Source organism: Candidatus Methylacidiphilum fumarolicum (assembly GCF_949774925.1).
Lineage (GTDB): Bacteria > Verrucomicrobiota > Verrucomicrobiia > Methylacidiphilales > Methylacidiphilaceae > Methylacidiphilum > Methylacidiphilum fumarolicum.
Map to the genome: position 1 here is coordinate 176,489 of NZ_OX458932.1, position 15,606 is coordinate 192,094.

The 15,606-nt window shown below is 42.8% G+C and carries 16 protein-coding genes; 9 read left to right on the forward strand and 7 right to left on the reverse strand.

Going from position 1 to position 15,606, the window contains the following annotated elements; genetic code table 11:
• Nucleotides 1-24: 24 nt before the first annotated feature.
• On the forward strand, nucleotides 25-1,119 hold the full coding sequence (locus QOL44_RS00810) for a class I SAM-dependent RNA methyltransferase (protein ID WP_009058126.1): 1,095 nt from the start codon (nucleotides 25-27) through the stop codon (nucleotides 1,117-1,119).
• A 239-nt stretch (nucleotides 1,120-1,358) separates the two neighbouring features.
• Nucleotides 1,359-1,970 carry a mercuric transporter MerT family protein gene (locus QOL44_RS00815; protein WP_009058127.1) on the forward strand — a complete coding sequence of 204 codons (612 nt, stop codon included), beginning with the start codon at nucleotides 1,359-1,361 and terminating at the stop codon, nucleotides 1,968-1,970.
• Nucleotides 1,971-2,621: 651 nt separating this feature from the next.
• Here QOL44_RS00815 and QOL44_RS00820 read toward each other — a convergent pair.
• On the reverse strand, nucleotides 2,622-2,846 hold the full coding sequence (locus QOL44_RS00820; RefSeq protein WP_009058128.1) for a hypothetical protein: 225 nt from the start codon (nucleotides 2,844-2,846) through the stop codon (nucleotides 2,622-2,624).
• A 501-nt stretch (nucleotides 2,847-3,347) separates the two neighbouring features.
• Between QOL44_RS00820 and QOL44_RS00825 the strand changes: the two genes are divergently transcribed.
• The 4 genes from QOL44_RS00825 to QOL44_RS00840 all read left to right on the forward strand — a co-directional run bounded on the left by QOL44_RS00825 (nucleotide 3,348) and on the right by QOL44_RS00840 (nucleotide 8,314).
• Complete coding sequence (locus tag QOL44_RS00825; protein ID WP_009058132.1) at nucleotides 3,348-3,857, forward strand: hypothetical protein; 510 nt, start codon at nucleotides 3,348-3,350, stop codon at nucleotides 3,855-3,857.
• Nucleotides 3,858-4,339: 482 nt separating this feature from the next.
• Complete coding sequence (locus QOL44_RS00830; protein ID WP_079199454.1) at nucleotides 4,340-4,609, forward strand: metal-sensing transcriptional repressor; 270 nt, start codon at nucleotides 4,340-4,342, stop codon at nucleotides 4,607-4,609.
• 11 nt (nucleotides 4,610-4,620) lie between these two features.
• Nucleotides 4,621-5,745: a nickel/cobalt efflux transporter gene (locus QOL44_RS00835; protein ID WP_009058139.1), complete on the forward strand. Its 1,125-nt coding sequence runs from the start codon at nucleotides 4,621-4,623 to the stop codon at nucleotides 5,743-5,745.
• A gap of 847 nt (nucleotides 5,746-6,592) precedes the next feature.
• Complete coding sequence (locus QOL44_RS00840; RefSeq protein ID WP_045086418.1) at nucleotides 6,593-8,314, forward strand: molybdopterin-dependent oxidoreductase; 1,722 nt, start codon at nucleotides 6,593-6,595, stop codon at nucleotides 8,312-8,314.
• A 198-nt stretch (nucleotides 8,315-8,512) separates the two neighbouring features.
• On the opposite strand, the gene QOL44_RS00845 is transcribed toward QOL44_RS00840, so the two are convergent.
• From QOL44_RS00845 to QOL44_RS00855, 3 genes are all read right to left on the reverse strand, one after another.
• Nucleotides 8,513-8,923, reverse strand: a complete 411-nt coding sequence (locus QOL44_RS00845; RefSeq protein WP_009058142.1) for a hypothetical protein — start codon at nucleotides 8,921-8,923, stop codon at nucleotides 8,513-8,515.
• 50 nt (nucleotides 8,924-8,973) lie between these two features.
• Nucleotides 8,974-9,549, reverse strand: a complete 576-nt coding sequence (locus QOL44_RS00850) for an O-acetyl-ADP-ribose deacetylase (protein ID WP_009058143.1) — start codon at nucleotides 9,547-9,549, stop codon at nucleotides 8,974-8,976.
• A 666-nt stretch (nucleotides 9,550-10,215) separates the two neighbouring features.
• Nucleotides 10,216-10,911, reverse strand: a complete 696-nt coding sequence (locus tag QOL44_RS00855; protein ID WP_009058144.1) for a class I SAM-dependent methyltransferase — start codon at nucleotides 10,909-10,911, stop codon at nucleotides 10,216-10,218.
• A gap of 415 nt (nucleotides 10,912-11,326) precedes the next feature.
• Here QOL44_RS00855 and QOL44_RS00860 point away from each other — a divergent pair, with 415 nt between their 5' ends.
• The 3 genes from QOL44_RS00860 (at nucleotide 11,327) to QOL44_RS00870 (ending at nucleotide 12,619) form a co-directional block, all read left to right on the forward strand.
• Nucleotides 11,327-11,497 (forward strand): hypothetical protein, encoded by a 171-nt coding sequence (locus QOL44_RS00860; protein ID WP_009058145.1) that lies wholly within the window; start codon nucleotides 11,327-11,329, stop codon nucleotides 11,495-11,497.
• Nucleotides 11,498-11,598: 101 nt separating this feature from the next.
• On the forward strand, nucleotides 11,599-11,799 hold the full coding sequence (locus QOL44_RS00865; protein ID WP_009058146.1) for a hypothetical protein: 201 nt from the start codon (nucleotides 11,599-11,601) through the stop codon (nucleotides 11,797-11,799).
• A gap of 571 nt (nucleotides 11,800-12,370) precedes the next feature.
• On the forward strand, nucleotides 12,371-12,619 hold the full coding sequence (locus QOL44_RS00870) for a hypothetical protein (protein ID WP_009058148.1): 249 nt from the start codon (nucleotides 12,371-12,373) through the stop codon (nucleotides 12,617-12,619).
• Between the two features lie 165 nt (nucleotides 12,620-12,784).
• On the opposite strand, the gene QOL44_RS00875 is transcribed toward QOL44_RS00870, so the two are convergent.
• The 3 genes from QOL44_RS00875 to QOL44_RS00885 form a co-directional block, all read right to left on the reverse strand.
• Nucleotides 12,785-13,090, reverse strand: a complete 306-nt coding sequence (locus QOL44_RS00875; RefSeq protein ID WP_009058150.1) for an HU family DNA-binding protein — start codon at nucleotides 13,088-13,090, stop codon at nucleotides 12,785-12,787.
• Between the two features lie 118 nt (nucleotides 13,091-13,208).
• Nucleotides 13,209-14,534, reverse strand: coding sequence for a CCA tRNA nucleotidyltransferase (locus QOL44_RS00880; protein WP_009058152.1), 1,326 nt, complete (start codon nucleotides 14,532-14,534; stop codon nucleotides 13,209-13,211).
• On the reverse strand, nucleotides 14,531-15,538 hold the full coding sequence (locus tag QOL44_RS00885) for a lysylphosphatidylglycerol synthase transmembrane domain-containing protein (protein ID WP_009058153.1): 1,008 nt from the start codon (nucleotides 15,536-15,538) through the stop codon (nucleotides 14,531-14,533). Before QOL44_RS00885 ends, QOL44_RS00880 begins: the two co-directional genes overlap by 4 nt.
• Between the last annotated feature and the right edge of the window lie 68 nt (nucleotides 15,539-15,606).

A 15,606-nucleotide genomic window follows, 5' to 3' on the forward strand; every position in this document is an offset into this window, starting at 1 on the left:
CTTTTCGAAAAGCTAGCCGGCATCATGAAAATTGGTCAGCAAAGTGTGGTCACTATAGAGAAGATTGTTTATGGGGGAGAAGGTATAGGGAAACTGGAAGAGGGGATAATCATCTTTGTTCCATTTTCTGCGCCTAAAGAAAAGCTTCGTGTCGTCATTCGAGAAATCAAAAAAAACTATGTCAAAGGAACCATAAAAGAGATTTTAGAAACGGGCAAGGGAAGAGTACTCCCTCCTTGTCCTTCCTATGGCTCTTGTGGAGGGTGTGCCTATCAACATTTAGATTATGAGACAGAATTAGAAATTAAGCAGGCGCAGATCGAAGAGATCTTTTCTTGTTTTAAAAAAAATCATTCTTTTTTCATACAAAACATTATCCATGGTCCTTTTCCCTATGGGTATCGGAATCGGATCAGTCTTCATGTAAGAAATGGGATGGTTGGATTTTATGAAAAAGCCTCCAATCGAATTGTACCCATAAGATCTTGTCTTATTGCATCGGAAAAAATTAACGTACTTTTGAAAAAATGGCTTGATCAAAAAAGGCAGTATGTCGGGGCAAAAACGATGCATTTTTCCCTAAGAGAGCCGGAAATCCCATCCTATGGGTTTTATCAGGTAAATCGCTATCTTCTAGAAAAGATGCGCCAGCTTGTCGATGAAACCATTGGTAGGGAAATATCCCAGATTATTGAAGGATATAGTGGAGCAGGGTTTTTTACGGAATATTTAAAGCAGAGAATGGAAAAAATTTATGCGATAGAAGAAAACCCCTTGAGTGTTCAGTATGCAAAAGCCTTAGGGCTTAAAAACATTTTTTTTATTGAAGGCAAAGTGGAGGACAAACTGGCTGATTGTCTATCCCAAATTGAAACAGCCAAAGCAGCTTACCTCTTTGATCCACCAAAAGAAGGAATCTCCAAAGAAGTTATCTCTTTGGTTAATTCCCATCCTCTTCCAAAACTTATTTATGTGTCCTGTAATCCTTTAACCTTAAAAAGGGATATACAAAGACTGGAAAAGAGTTACGTGCTTAGGACAATAAGACCGGTAGATCTTTTCCCAAAAACTCCAGAAATTGAATGTATAGCGCTTTTGACAAGAAAGAACGGAAGCTAAAGATAGTTTGTGAGTCTTAAGCTTCTGCCTCTATGGCTTTCTTGTTTAAATGAAGCCACCTACTAAAATCATTTTTTTTGGTATTGAGAAAGTTGACTCTACACCTAAGTAAAGGGTTTATATTAGACCAGTGAAAGGATAGAAAGGTAAATCTTCTACCCCTTGGAAGCCTAGCTAAGTGCAGTAGAGGAAGGGCGGAGAAAAAAATGTATCTTAGTTGAATCTTTTGAGGCTAAAATATGAAAGCAAGTAAGTTTGGCATCCTTTCAGCAATCCTTGCCGCAAGTTGTTGTGTTGGGCCATTGTTATTAGCCGTTTTAGGTATCTCAGCCGGATCGGTCTTTTTTGGACGATTTCATTGGTTTTTTTTGGCGGCTGGAGGAATGGTCCTAGTCTATGCATGGTGGCGTTTTATAAATGAAAAATCGTATTGTGAATGTGAATCTTATAAGGATTCCCAGAGAGCTTCAGCAAGTCATACACAAAAAAGGACCTTGCTTTTTCTTTTAGGGGCCACGGCTATATTTTTGCTCTTTTTAGGGATGAGTTTGTTTCAGTCTTTTGGTAGTCAGAGCCTTGCTTCAGCAACCCTCCAAAATGTCATGTTAAAACCTGGAGAGGCTGAAATGAGAATCCCTATAAAAGGTATGAGTTGTGTGACATGTGAAATAGTTATCAAAGATCATCTTAAAAAAGTCTCTGGAGTACAATGGGTTAAAGTGAGTGCCGCGGCAAATGAGGCCATAGTTGTTTATGACGTAAACAAGACAAAGGTGGAGGAACTGCTATCAGCTATAAAAGACGCCGGTTATGAACCAGGGGATCCCAAGCTTATTAACTCAATCAAATAGGTTTTGACGCTAAATTTGAGACTCACTAGCCCATGTTTAGTAAAAATGGGCTGATTTTGGGAGTGCTCCAGAGGAGAAGAAGCAATTTTTGCCAAAGAGATAGGGTTTTATCATAGAACTATTTCTAGACACTGGAAGCAAGTCATAGAAGACTTAGAAGAATTAGACTTTAATGTCTATTACAATTATGAGCGAAATTATTGTGTTTCATGGAAACGAAGCATTAATGACAAAAAAAACCTATAAGATCGCCAACATGATTGGATGAATGCGCCAAATTTTTTACACGACAAACTTCCTTTGCGATAGACAGAAAAAGGAAGATTAAAAACTGTCTGTTACTGTTCCGATCAGGGCTTCGTAGTCACTGAGACAGATAATTACAAGAAGATTTTAAAAGAAAAGTTATCTAACGATAACAGCAGAATAAAAGATAACCTACAGAATGTATCATTTTTTGTCACTCGAGTAAGACACGCTCACTCTTGAGGCTCACATGAGGGTGAAAGAAAGTCTGGCAGCCACGGGACGAGTACGAAGCAAGAGGCCTACGCAGTCTTCGAAAGAATGAGCTGGAAGATGGCTTACAAGCTAGCGTCACGCTTTAAGATCAAAAATAAATTTAGACTGGCTTTGCACTTACAGAAGATCCTAAAACAAAAAGCAGATGCCGAAAGAATCAGAATGAAGTTCCAAGAAGTCTTCGAATTGTGCAATGGTTAAAGCAGAAATGAGAAAAGCGCCTAAAAATTTGCCAAGATAAAGGGCGCCCGCTAAAGGAGCAACCGATTCGGGATTCAGTCGCCCTGGCTTTGCATCTTTTCCAGCAAGTTCCCGCAACAGAGACGCCTCCTTTGGAGTGACTGAGGGGGGCATCGCTACAGGAGCTTTGCCAATTCTATCAACAGAGACGGGAGCAATTCCTTTTTCAGAAGGCTTCTGTGTTGAGAGACAGACTAAATCAGCTCAAGATCATCCTTCAACGGGTATTCCGTCGGGTTCAAGGTAGTGATCTTGTGCTGGCTGGTCGATTAGTGGACTATGAGCTCAGAGCGATGAGGCTTCATAGCCGTGCGCAACGAGCGGAGGAGATCCTGTCTAGGGCTAAGGAGATAGAGCAGGAAATCTTAGGCCTAAACCAAAAAATACGACAGCTATTCCAGAGTGTAAGTAGGCTATCAATCTACCAAATCTTCTGGACCTCCGGTGTGTTCTAGTAAGGTCTATGGACGTCTTAGGACGTGAAAGGATCTGCTGATTGAAAGCTACTGTGCCATAATGGGCATGCGCTGAAAGGATTTCTTCAGTCGGATGACTGAGGCTTCATTGCGGAACAGAGAGTCCATGAGTTTCCAAAAATTAGAAAGGAGGTAATATATGTCCAACGATAATAATTCAATAATATGCCTCAATATAAATAAAGTAAGGGATTTTATTTCGTCATTATTCAAAGATGAATATCCCACATGCCTATTTTCTGGTGTTTTACAGCTTAACGACTATCAGGAGGCATTAGAACAGAGTAAGGCTATGCCGATAAAAATCTTCGTTGGGATCGACGGAACCCCTGAGTTTGAAAGGATCGATCCTTTACTTTTTGAGAGGGTCGATACTTTGCCTTTCCTATTCAATGTGAAAATATCTTGGATCGTAACGATCTTAGCAGATCGCAAACGAATAGGCATGCCAACAATAATACAGAAGATAGACGAGATAGTTAATACGATTCGTAGAGAAATAGGTAGCAGATATTTCGTCAAAGAAAACTATGCTGATTCTCCTACTAACTTAGAAGACTCCGGCATACTGACAGACGTAGGGACACGGGACGCTGAACTCTTCCAACGGAACATAGCCTGGCAACAACGATTTCGAGTAGCAATCTGATCGACGGATACGAAACCACTCCATGTTCTTTAGGAGTTTTCAATGATTAGAAAGAATTCCTTCAGCCCATAGGCTGAGGCAAGATCCTTCATCCGTCCATTGCATAAAAACGTAATAATTTCTACATAGGTTCTTTCTTCGAGGTAAGAATGCATGCATTAGGGATAATAAGTAATGACCCTCATAAGATTGCTTTATTGGTTTTGGGTGCGTTCTTGCTCAACAAAAACATGCATTTTTCCTTTTCTAAAGTTGGCAGGAATCAAAATAACTGTGTTATTTGGGCTAGATTTAATTTTATGCCTCATCTGGTGAGGGTAATTGCGACTACAAAACATAGGGGAAAATACGGGAGGTGAACCTGGTGAGAGCCTTCTCAGAAAATGGAAAATAAAGCAAGTTAGGGCGACGCTGGTCTTGGCTGGGTGGCGGTCATTTCTTACTTCTTGCAATATCCTATCCTGGTGGATAGGATATTGGACATGACAACACACACCTCCCATCCAGACATTATCAAGAGGCTCAAACGAGCCGAAGGCCATCTTAAAAGCATCATCCTCATGATGGAGGAAGGACACGGCTGCCTTGACATTGCCCAGCAGCTTCAAGCGGTTGAAAGCGCCGTCAGTAACGCCAAGAAAGCCTTGGTGCATGACCATATCGATCATTGCCTTGAACACGCGGTGCGTGAAGGCACCCAGGGCGCAGATGAAATCATCCGCGAGTTCAAAGCCATCACCAAATACCTGTAAGGGGTTTTCCCATGACTGAGTTTCCAACACTATTACAGCAGGGCGCATCCAATGCCTGGCTGTTCATCCCCAGCGCGATCTTGCTGGGCGGATTGCATGGCCTTGAACCCGGCCACTCCAAGACCATGATGGCCGCTTTTATCGTTGCCATTCGTGGAACGTTGACGCAAGCGATCTTGCTGGGGCTGGCGGCGACGATTTCCCATACCGCAGTGATATGGGTCATTGCGCTGGGTGGGATGTATTTCGGCCAACACTGGAGTGCCAAAACGAGTGAACCTTATATGCAGGTCGCATCCGCCGTATTGATAATCGGCGTTGCCGTCTGGATGATGTGGAGAACATGGCGGCAGCAGCGCGCTTGCTTTCACAATTACAGAAATGATCACAATCATCAGAATGACGAGGTAAAGTACATTGACACTGGCCATGGCGTCGTGCGGCTGGAAGTGTTTGAAGATGGCGTGCCGCCTCGCTTCCGGCTTTTCTTCGATGGCAAGCATGGTCATGTCTGGACAGCCGATCAGGTGCGAGTTGAAACGGAACGATCAGACGGTAGCCGTCAAACGTTCACTTTCCTGCAACGCGATGGCTTTGTGGAATCTGAGCAAGAGATTCCCGAGCCGCATGAGTTCGTCGCCCGCTTGCGCTTGGGTCATGAGCACCATAGTCATGACTATGATGTGGAGTTTGTCGATCGCGATCATCCCCATCACACCATCAAGGACTATGAAGGGTTGGACTTGTCAGCGCCAGGCTACCAAGACCAGCACGAACTAGTCCACGCCAATGACATCCGCCACCGCTTCGCCAATCAGGAAGTGACGACTGGGCAAATTATCGTGTTCGGCCTGACCGGCGGACTGATTCCGTGTCCGGCCTCGATCACTGTCTTGCTGCTGTGCCTGCAACTGAAGAAGATCGCTCTTGGCGCAACCCTCGTTTTATCGTTCAGCGTTGGCTTGGCGCTCACGATGGTGATCTCTGGCGCACTGGCTGCCTTGAGCGTGAGATACGTTTCTAAGCGATGGTGCGGCTTTGGCAAGTTCGCCCGGAAAGCACCGTATTTTTCCAGTGCATTGATCCTGCTGGTAGGTTTATATGTTGGCTACCAAGGATTACGCGCCTTGGCATGATCGTTTGCCTTGTCAAAGTTGACTACATCCTAACCGGGCGTCAAGCAAGTCAATGGATTTGCGTTTGCGAACCAAAATGACCCAAAACAACCAATGGATGACCTTATCTATTTTGGATGCCAATAACTCATTCTGCAGTATGGATCAGGGAATACGCTTCGTTATATTTGGAAAGGATGTTTTTTAATGGCACAAATGAGGCATTCGATTTCTCAGGCGAGAAACCTTATACCTCATTTGTGGCAATTCCACGAACTTGATCTTTGATCACGGGGGGCCAAGATTTTTTCCTTCGATCCTCAAGTGAGGCTGGAGGAGTCTGTTCCAACCAAGTGCCAATCAAGTGCCCCATAACCCATGTTTGGTGAAAATGGGCTAGAGAAGCGTCAGATCTATCATCATGATCCGAGAGCCGTCCAAGGCACATGTCTTTGTTGCCGCCTTGGCCTTCTTGCTTGAGCCTACTCTAGGGAAAAAACCTTCATGCGGCCAAGCTCCCCTTTTTTGACCGAAGAGGTCTTGACTCACCTCAAACCCGTCCAAGTCCTCGAGGCAGGCGTCGCAGACACCAAACACCGCGAGGTCGCTGCAGCATAGTGAATAGGCGTATGCCAGATCCTTCCCTCCTAGAAAATCAGCTTCTTGGAGCATTGGATAACCAAAAAAACCCCACCCACATAGTGACACATTGAAAAAAACTTATAGACAATCAACAGATTACAAAAATTTCACCAAACATGAGTTCGTGCAGCTTACAGTTTGCTTTGAACACGGAGCTTTTTTTGACGAGCAAGCCGAAAAACCGTAACTTACAAGTAATTATATATTATTGAGGGAAAGCAACGAGATGAACCCTGATGACAAGTCTCTCCATTCAGGTCTTACATCTGCCGATGATAGAGTCAAGCTCAGCCATTGGCTGCCACCTCGCCATGGCATCGTACCCGAAATTCGGATTGGTAACAACTGGTATAGCATCTTTTGGCTGCTTCCTCTTGGAGCATTGGTTCTAATCATAGGAATCCTCTTGTGTCTGGAATTGCGTCGGATTCCAGTGGTGCAGGACTTCATCGCACGCTATCCTGGAAGTTCTTCAAGTGCTGAGTTGTCCCCATCCGTTGGATTCCCTTGGTGGCTCCGTTGGCAGCATTATTTTAATCTTTTCTTCCTGATGTTTATTATTCGCTCTGGAATACAAATTCTTGCGGATCATCCACGCCTCTATTGGAATGTACACTGTACACCGGGAACCGAGTGGTTTCGTTTTCAGAAAGAGGTCCCTAAGGATCGCATTTGGACCGCGAAGGACGACTCGGTCACGATTCCAGGCTGGCTTGGACTCCCTGGAATCCGCCATTCCATTGGGCTTTCACGGTGGTGGCACTTTTCTTTTGCTTTGTTTTGGTTAGGCAACGGCATTATCTTTTACCTTCTGCTTTTCTTGACACCTCAGTGGAAGCGAATCGTACCCCTTTCTTGGGATGTCTTTCCTAATGCTCTCTCAGTGATTCTGCAATATCTTTCTCTCCAGTTTCCTTCCAACGAAGGATGGACACGCTACAACAGCGCGCAGCAGCTTGCCTATTTTTTGACAGTTTTCTTGGCAGCACCCCTCGCCGTGGTTACTGGCCTTCTCCAAGCTCCTGCGCTTGCTAACAGGCTAACAAGACTTAGCCGTATCATCAATCGGCAGGTTGCGCGTTCGATTCATTTTCTAGTGCTATGTTGGTTCCTTATCTTTACAGTGATCCATGTATCACTCGTTTTTCTTACTGGGGCGTCCGCGAATATCAACCGCATGTTTGCAGGAATCAACGGCGAATCTATAGAAGGTTGGATCGTCTTTCTTGGTGCCATGCTTATTTTGATCTTGGCATGGCTGGGTGCTTCGCCTTTTACGATCAAGTACGCCCGGTTAGTACAAAAAGCAGGACGCAAGCTTTTGGGTAAGTTTTTTGACTATGGAGAATCCCTGTCCCCCCAGGTGGTATATACCGAGAAGGATATCTCGCCATTCTTCTGGCCGAATGGGAAGCTGCCGCAGGGTATCGAGTTTGAAAGGCTCATCGCTGAGAAGTTTGTCTCTTATAGGCTTAGCATCAGCGGGCTTGTGGATCATCCCTGTGAATTTTCCATGGAAGAGTTACGGGCGATGCCAAAACAGGAGCAGATCACCAATCTGTATTGCATTCAAGGATGGAGTGGAATTGCTAAATGGGGCGGGGTACCAATGCGTTACGTCCTGAAAGTGGTGCATCCACGATCGGATGGTCGCTATGCGGTATTTTATTCATTTGGGGAAGGGGGAGAGGGGGGTATCTATTATGACGTCCACACTTTGGAAAACATGCAACACCATCTGACGATTCTTGCCTATGAGATGAATGGATCCCCTTTAAGTGTCTTGCATGGTGCTCCCTTGCGCTTGATCTGTCCAAATGAGCTAGGGTTTAAACAAGTTAAGTGGATACGAGCTATCGAATTCGTTTCCGATTTCAAGCATCTCGGAGCCGGACAGGGAGGATATAATGAAGATCATGAATTCTTTGGGTACCGCGCCCCAATTTGAAATCCCTTTATATTTTTTTTTCTATGCTGTAACCTTTTCTTAGTGCAGCAAGCATTTTATGACTCCTTTCCATTCATTGGGCAGGAGGGAACATAGCGGATAAGGTCTTGTAATGGATATTAGTTGTTAGGAGAAATTACAGAATTAGGGGAAATTACAGAAAAGACTTCGCCAATTGATGAATGGTAAAAAAAGTTCTTAATTTTTCTTTATTAATGATATTAGAAAAACTCCGAAAATAAGAAGACTGAGTAGTAAGCCGCTTAAAAAGCCTGTCTTTTGATGCCAGCAGAGATGGCCTCCAGAAAAAGAAGAAAATATATAAACTCCTAGTAAAGGTAACGAAAGAAAAAGCAATGGGAAAAGCAGGAAAAGAAATAAAATCACGCCATTTATTTTCTTTTTGTTAGAAGGTATCACGATAGGTTTGCCTAAACCTAAATCGATAGTTAACGGAGAAGGATCTTCTTCTAAATTCTCCTTCGTTTCATTTTTAGCAGGTAATTCCAATTCATCTAGAAACTCTATATCTATTTTTTCTTGTTTCTCTTTGAGCGCTCCTCTCTCCAATGTACCATTGGAATAAAAATCTTTAATTCGATTTTTCATAGTTTAAATTAATATAGTCAAATTTAGGAAGATTGCTGTCATACCCCTTTTTATTTTTCGTGATTTTCTTCATTTTTTAAAAAATCCGTATTTCCTTTGAGCAGTTCTTTCTGTATAGAAGCGTAAACGTCATAGGATTTGGAATCAAAGAGACAAAATATAACTTTTTTTGGGATCTCATTAGTACTAAGAAAGGAAAGGACAGTTTTCCAGGCTATTTTAGCTGCAAGATCAGATGGAAACCCATAAGCCCCAGTGCTAATTGCAGGAAAAGCTACGGTTTTGGCCTCTACTTCTTTGGCACGGAGCAAGGCTTGATGATAACAAGAAGCTAAAAGCGCTTTTTCATTGGCTACTCCGCCTTTCCAAACAGGACCGACAGCATGAATGATCCATTTAGCTTTGAGATTAAAACCAGGAGTAACTTTAGCATGCCCTGTTGGACAACCATTTAGTTTGGCACAGGCTTCAGCTAATTTTGGCCCTGCAGCCCTATGAATAGCTCCATCGACACCCCCACCTTTCATGAGCCTTGAATTGGCAGCATTAACAATGGCATCCACCTCTAACCGAGTTATGTCATCCTGAATAAGTTCTATCCGATGAAGCTCATCTTGTATCTTCATATGTCCTATTTAACTATGCTGCTTGTGACTGAGCCTTTTAGCTTCGTTATGTTTATCCAACCTTTCACAATATCCATGCACCATAGAAACTAAAATGGGACACTCATAGCTTTTTCAGCAGACCTAGCAATATCATATTATTTCCTTTACTGCTCCAATGCGGTGATACCAAAATGGTTGACGGAGGAGAAAAATCTCTATTAAAGGATTTTCCAAAAATAGGAAGAAGAGAAATGGCTATCTTTAGTAGTTGCCAAGTTTTATGTTCCCTTCTTAAGGAGTCGCTCATTTACTCCTTCCAATTGTTTTCAGGTTTTGAGAACGAGATTGGCTCTCAATAGCGTTGTTTATTAAATTTAATTGTTTTTGCTCTTTATTGTCAACTTTCTCTTCTTGCTTATCTCAGGGGAGCTTGCTGTTTCATCAAGAAAAATTCATATGAAGGGATAATTGACTCTTCCTCCCAGTGTCCATGCTGAAGCTTGTTGCTCTCACAATAAAAACCTTGCCTACATGCCCTCTCATATCCAGGAAAATATTTAAAATATTAGACAATAGCCAGTTGCAAAGCCACTTGGCAGAAAAGCAATGCGGCTTTTCCTGTTGAGAGGCTGTACGCTTTGCAGCCTTAAGCGAAAAAAATCAGATAAACATTTCAAAAAGGTTTTATGTTTTAGGAATAAATTCTAGGAAGTATTGGTAAGGTAAAAAATTGTGCTTTTTTAAGAGCTTATAACCAGCAAGTTGAAATTCTGCTATTGCCTCTTTTTCGGATATACGATGGCTTTGCGGTGGACCATAAGGTGCATTAGGATAAAAATCAATCAGAGCGATTTTCCCCCCATTCTTCAAGGAAAGAGACAGTTTTTTTAGATACTCGATCCGATTATCAATGTGATGAAGGACCTCACATATAAAAATAATATCAATTGAGGCTTTGCCTAGATCAGGATTATTAGGCTTGACGAGTTTAACAATTACATTGGTAAGGTTTTTGTTCTTCACCTCTTTTTGTAAATAGTCAACCATGGCTGGCTCGGAATCTAAAGCATAGACTTTCCCTTCATTGCCTACAGCCTTAGAAAATCTTCTGGTAAAATAGCCAGTGCCAGCTCCCAAATCTGCAACTGTATAACCTGGCTTGATGTGGAGCGACTCAATAATGCGATCAGGCTTTTGCCATTTATCCCTTTCTTTGGACTCAAATAACTGAGCATAGTGATGAACATCATGAAAACTATGATGGTAGCCATGCTTGGCTTTCTGTTCAATGGTGGTTTGGTCGGACTGCTGGCCATATGTTGGGAACGAGCAAAACCAAAGAAACAAACAAATTATTAAAAAAATCTGTTGGATCATCATATAAGGATATTGAGCGAAAAGGAGATTTTTTTCACCAATTTTTATATTTCTTTTACATTTTTATAGACCAGATTGTAAAGGAATAACGGTTTTCCTTTAAGAGATAGGGAGACACTTTCCACTCGCTTAAGCGGGTGAGCTTCTAGTTAGTAGGCTCAGGCTTGTAGGCAGTTCTCGTTGGGAGTTCGCCGCCGAACTGGTGGGGCTAGAGGCCGTACTTCAGCTAGACGACTTTGACCCGTCTCCAGGCTACTGCTGCTTCCTGGCTACCGGATGTTCATCTCATCGGCCTGCCCTCGTAAAGAGCCGGATCACAGATCCGTGATGCGCGTTGAGTACGGCACCACCTGACCGAAGGCTAGCGGGTGCAGGTTAACGCCGCCGACCACATCCCAGTGGTCTAGAAAGCCACATTTTGGGCATCGCTAATTCCATCCATTGTGCCTATGGCTATGGCCGTATTCCGGACATGGTTGGACCTGCATCGCTTATCACCGGTGAAGCATCCAATGGGGGCTTGCTCTCTCTTCTGTATCAAATAGTCTACCTCCTTGCCGTATTCCCACTGACTCATTGCTGGTTGTGATAGCGTCCCCTTGGCGCCGCGGCGAACGCCATCTAGATTACAAGCGAATATGGACTGAATTCCATGATACAGGCAGAAGTCCATGACCTTCCGATGCCTTTGTGGCGCAGCCCTCGCTCGGGAACGACCAGGACATTTCCATTGTTGGAGATTATGGTGGTCTTGTGTATCTGGCTGAGATCCACTTTTGCATGCCTTTCCATGGTCCCTTGCGAGTCCGAATCGACTGCCGGTTTGATCAGGATGACATGCCATTCGTTGTGGGGGCTATTCCAGAAGATCAGGCAAGCAGATTTGCATGAGAGCTAAGCTGGACGCGGTAATATCAGAGATGACCCTCCTTGTCCCATAGGGAGGAGGGTCTGCCTTTCCTCCCATCCCATTGCTTGGATCGGCCACATTCGGGGGAAATGTCGCCTATCCTTATATGGATAGCGGGTGTCCCTACGGCCTGCGCGGCAGTTCCTGCCAGTTGTTTCCACGGCTGCGTCGAAGGCACAAACGATCTGCCGAACGCTTTGAACATGCAAACCGTTGCGGCCTCCGGCAGTAGCTTTTTGAGATTCTCTGCCTCCAGGCCATGGTGCATTATCAGCTCGCCTATTCCTCCGCATGGATATAAAAGTACTGTTGCAGAATCCTCTCCAGCGTGGTGGACCTGTTCTGTAAGACACTACTCGCCGAATGCTGCCGGCAACACGTCTTTCGGCTGCCTGCTTTGGAAACGGACGTCAATCATGAGCATTGCTTCGTATCGGCCCCGCTTTGTTGGGCGCTACAAGGATCGTGAGACTCCTCAAGGATTATGCGTCCTACAGGCTCTTGAGAACGGTTCCCGAAGCTCAAAAACATAGGGTATCGTCGGGAGCACCTATGTACACAATCCAATTATGTGGGAATGGCAGGGATCGTATCAACGGAAGTCATCTATCGATACATGGCAGAATGCCAAGGCAAATCGCCGTAATATTTGAGTACGACGCTCCTTTCCCATCCCTTAAAGGGGATGGGAATTCCAGAGCTAGTTTTATAGAAGAAGTGTTGAAAACGGAAAAGACTTCTAAAGAAGAATATAAGGGGAGGATGAACATTGCTTCAAAGAAAGCAATGAAACAAAAATAAAATATATTTTTGATAATAGATTATCAATAAATCTAATACTCTATATAAAATTATGTATAGTGTATTGTGATGTAAACCACTTCAGTATTTACTTACTTAAAAGTGTAAAAGTGTATCCTCCCCTCTGCCGGCAAATTTTTGGGACTCCTCTAAACTAATAGCTAATTATAATTTTTCTTTAAGTTCTTTTCCAGGTGAAAAACGAACGGTTTTCGATGCTTTAATTTTAATTTTTTCCCCGGTTTTTGGGTTTACTCCCATCCTAGCCTTTCTTGTTATTACGCGGAAAGTGCCAAAACCAATTAATTGTACAATGCCATTTTTCAATATCCCCGATTTCAACCCGTTGATAACAGCATCAACCGATCGTTCCGCCAATGCTTTGGTTGTATCCTTTCCCATGTTTTTCTGGACGGTTTCAACCAAACTCGCTTTGTTAAATCTCGCTTGTTTTTTTTCTTCATTCGCCATAATTGCTCCTTTTTTAATAAGGGTTTACAGTAATTAAATAATTAGTCAATACATATATTGAAACAAAAATAAAAAAAAATACAAAATAATAAACAATATTTATTTTAATTTAAATATTCTATTTAATCGATTCATTCCGAACAAGTTCTTCGGCCATTAATAGGGCTTCTTTACGTGATGAAATTTTTTCTTCTAATTGAGCTTCTCGAACAAGTTCTAGAATCTCACCAACTTTTTTACCTGGTTGTAATCCCATGGCAATCAAATCATATCCAGTGATCAATTTTGGGGGAGATAATGAGGCTTCGGTCGAATAGGCTTCCTTAGCTTGATTGAGAAAATTATAGATTGAAAGGTTCCCGTGTGAAGATAAACAGTCTATTCGATGGAGTTCAAGTTCTATCGGGAAAGTCGGTTTTAATATCAGTTTTTTAACTGTAGCTTTTTTCATTTTTGGAACATCTTTAAATGTCATATGATTTTTAACGCATTCGACCACTTTTTTAATTGTGTCTCGACTGTATCTTAACCTGGTCATTATATTTTCTGCAATTTTGGCTCCTACTATTTCGTGGCCATAAAAATGAATATTTCCTTCTTTATCTCGAGTAAAAGTCAAAGGCTTCCCGACGTCATGGAAAAGAGCTGAGAGCACTAATTCAAGGCTGGGATTGGATAGGTGGCTTAAAACAAGTCGAATATGACTGAATACATCCCCTTCAGGATGAAAATCTTTTGGCTGTTCTACCCCATGGCAACGATAAATTTCAGGCAAAATCACAGCCAACAGGTTACTTTGATCGAGAAGATCCAGTCCTCTTGCAGGATCTGGACTACAAAATATTTTATCTAGCTCTTCTCGTATCCTTTCGGCACTTATATTTAAGATTGCCTGAGCCGATTGCCGGATCGCATTCCAAGTGTTTTCTTCGATTCTGAAGGATAGTTGGACAGCAAAACGGATGGCCCTGAGCATACGGAGATGATCTTCCTCGAACCGTTTTTTAGGGTCTCCGATCGCTCGGATAATTTTTTTTTCTATATCTTCTGTTCCCTTGACATAATCGATGATCTGATCAGCAATAGGGTCATAAAAAATACCGTTGATCGTAAAATCCCTTCTTAAAGCATCTTCTTTTGGTGTAGAGAATCTCACCGCTGCTGGCCATCTGCCTCCTTCCGATCCTATGTCGGTTCGAAACGTAGCAACTTCAAAAAAATGGTGACCAGATCTTACTCGAACCACTCCAAAGGCTTTCCCAATTAATCCTGTTGCCTTATCCTTAAATAGCTGCTGTACTTCCTCAGGAGTAGCCGAAGTGGCGATGTCTATATCATGAGGTTCTTTCTCTAGTAGAATATCTCTGACGCAACCTCCAGCGAAAAAGGCTGTAAACCCTGCTTTCTGAAGTCTGTGTACTATCCCTATTGCCTCTTCTCTCATCGGAGTACTGTATCATTAAATCGAGACTTTTTGTAGCGCAAATACACAATGCCCCCGACCAGGCTCCAGAAAAGACTCATTCCAAAAACCAAAAGGGAAAAACTTAAGGCTGGTTCCGTCTTTATACCTAATAAGTGAAAAAAGACAACAATGAGTCCTTCTCTAATCCCCAATCCAGATATAGTGATGGGAATGGATATGAGAACACTCACAATGGCAAGGGTTGCAGCCAAATACAAAAAGGGGATATCTAGATTAAGAGAACGGGTGGCAAAATAAGCCATGATTAAAGTTGAGCCATGGCTGGCAAAAGAATAGAGAAGAGCTAGCAAATTCTCTTTTTTCCCGTGTCGATAGCGCCGGATAGCATCGAATAAGTTGTTGAAGGAAGGGTTTGAAAAGAAGGAACTTTCGTTCTTTTGTAGCCTGACCACTGAAAAGAGTCTTGGGAAAAAAAGGATGAGCCCAAAAAGCAATAGGATGATGAGGGTGACAACCAGAAAGATCCAAACGGCATGGCGCGTTATAGGATTGGCTTGGAATAAGTGATAAAAGTTCACCGCCAGCAGTAGGCCTATTAGAACTAGGCCTAAAAGACCTACTACTCGATCGTAGATGACAGAAAGAGAGCCGGCCGTTTTTTTCTCTGGATAGAGTTGGATTATGTAATAAATGCGTACAATGTCACCTCCTGTAGAACCAAGAAGAAAAGCGTTAAAAAACTGACCGATAAGAGTCAGTTCAAAGGCTTTGGCTCTGGAAATAAATATCCCTTGGGTTTGAAGTAAAATTTTCCATCGGATCGCAGAAAAAAAAACTTGTCCTCCACCAAAAAAAATCCCAAGGACTATGTCCACTGGATTGGCTCTTTGGGCCACCGTGGCAATTTTTGTCCAATCGACTTTGAAAAACAAAAAAGATAGGATGCCTGTCGAAATAAGGGAACGTAATACAATCGAAAGCCAATATTTTTTTCTTTCGGCTGCCGATTGTTTTGAATTCATAACGGTAGGAATGGAATTATTTTGCTCCGGATTTTAGAGATAGAACAAAAGCAACAAAAAGAATAAAG

Excerpts from the sequence above, each read along its gene's own strand:
- QOL44_RS00810 (WP_009058126.1), top strand. The coding sequence starts at position 25 with ATGAAAATTGGTCAGCAAAGTGTGGTCACTATAGAGAAGATTGTTTAT.
- QOL44_RS00815 (WP_009058127.1), top strand. The coding sequence starts at position 1,359 with ATGAAAGCAAGTAAGTTTGGCATCCTTTCAGCAATCCTTGCCGCAAGT.
- QOL44_RS00820 (WP_009058128.1), bottom strand. The coding sequence starts at position 2,846 with ATGCCCCCCTCAGTCACTCCAAAGGAGGCGTCTCTGTTGCGGGAACTT.
- QOL44_RS00825 (WP_009058132.1), top strand. The coding sequence starts at position 3,348 with ATGTCCAACGATAATAATTCAATAATATGCCTCAATATAAATAAAGTA.
- QOL44_RS00830 (WP_079199454.1), top strand. The coding sequence starts at position 4,340 with ATGACAACACACACCTCCCATCCAGACATTATCAAGAGGCTCAAACGA.
- QOL44_RS00835 (WP_009058139.1), top strand. The coding sequence starts at position 4,621 with ATGACTGAGTTTCCAACACTATTACAGCAGGGCGCATCCAATGCCTGG.
- QOL44_RS00840 (WP_045086418.1), top strand. The coding sequence starts at position 6,593 with ATGAACCCTGATGACAAGTCTCTCCATTCAGGTCTTACATCTGCCGAT.
- QOL44_RS00845 (WP_009058142.1), bottom strand. The coding sequence starts at position 8,923 with ATGAAAAATCGAATTAAAGATTTTTATTCCAATGGTACATTGGAGAGA.
- QOL44_RS00850 (WP_009058143.1), bottom strand. The coding sequence starts at position 9,549 with ATGAAGATACAAGATGAGCTTCATCGGATAGAACTTATTCAGGATGAC.
- QOL44_RS00855 (WP_009058144.1), bottom strand. The coding sequence starts at position 10,911 with ATGATGATCCAACAGATTTTTTTAATAATTTGTTTGTTTCTTTGGTTT.
- QOL44_RS00870 (WP_009058148.1), top strand. The coding sequence starts at position 12,371 with ATGTACACAATCCAATTATGTGGGAATGGCAGGGATCGTATCAACGGA.
- QOL44_RS00875 (WP_009058150.1), bottom strand. The coding sequence starts at position 13,090 with ATGGCGAATGAAGAAAAAAAACAAGCGAGATTTAACAAAGCGAGTTTG.
- QOL44_RS00880 (WP_009058152.1), bottom strand. The coding sequence starts at position 14,534 with ATGAGAGAAGAGGCAATAGGGATAGTACACAGACTTCAGAAAGCAGGG.
- QOL44_RS00885 (WP_009058153.1), bottom strand. The coding sequence starts at position 15,538 with ATGAATTCAAAACAATCGGCAGCCGAAAGAAAAAAATATTGGCTTTCG.